This is a genomic window from Pacificimonas pallii (assembly GCF_019204005.1).
In the GTDB taxonomy this organism is placed as follows: domain Bacteria; phylum Pseudomonadota; class Alphaproteobacteria; order Sphingomonadales; family Sphingomonadaceae; genus Pacificimonas; species Pacificimonas pallii.
The window spans coordinates 1-852 of sequence record NZ_JAGSPA010000009.1 but is presented as its reverse complement, the minus strand read 5'-3'; the positions used below and the strand labels follow the sequence as shown (position 1 = coordinate 852).

Below are 852 nucleotides of genomic sequence, written 5' to 3'. Positions count from 1 at the left end.
CTAGGGTCCGGACCCATAAATATGATTCACAGCGCGACGAGGATGTGATTCACGTGTCTCCAGCAAGGAGGCTTTGTGAATGTCGGATTTCTTCTGGTTTTCGGATGAGCAATGGGCGCGGATCGAGCCGCTTCTGCCGCAGGATACGCGCGGCATGCCGCGGGTCGATGATCGGCGGGTGCTCTCCGGCATTGTTCACGCGCTGAAGAGCGGCGGCCGCTGGGGTGATTGTCCGGAGCATGTCTACGGGCCGAAGAAGACGCTCTACAACCGTTTCCGGCGCTGGGCCGAGCGCGGTGTGTGGGAGCGTATTTTCGCCCAGCTTGCCGGAGTGGACGGCGTTCCATCCCGGCTCTTCATCGACAGTTCGTGCATCAAGGTTCACCGCACCGCCGGTGGCGCAAAAGGGGGGCCTTGGCTCATGGTATCGGCATCACCAAAGGTGGCCGGAACACCAAGCTCCACGCAGTCTGCGACGAGAAAGGACGCCCGCACGTCCTCCTGCTGACGCCGGGCAACACGCATGATGCCAAGGTCGCGATCCAGACGATCAATGCCGTGCCGCCCTCGGACTATCTGGTCGCCGACAAGGGCTACGACAGTAACGCCTTGCGCTCCTGGCTGATCGAGCGCGGAACCACGCCGGTCATTCCGTCAAAGTCTAACCGCAAGGTCAAGATCGAACACGACCGCCAGATCTACCGCCAGCGCAACGTCGTCGAGCGCATGTTCTGACGCTTCAAGGACTGGCGCCGCGTTGCCACACGCTTCGACCGCAACATCAAGACCTTCATGGCTACCATCGCCATCGCAGCCTTCGTCACATGGTCGATCTAATGAGTCCGGACCCTA

Annotated in this window: 1 pseudogene; it reads left to right on the top strand. The window is 61.0% G+C overall.

Annotation, left to right across the window (positions count from 1 at the left end):
- Positions 1 to 79: 79 nt before the first annotated feature.
- Positions 80 to 837 (top strand): annotated as a pseudogene (locus tag KCG44_RS14285) (IS5 family transposase).
- The last annotated feature ends 15 nt before the right edge of the window (positions 838 to 852 follow it).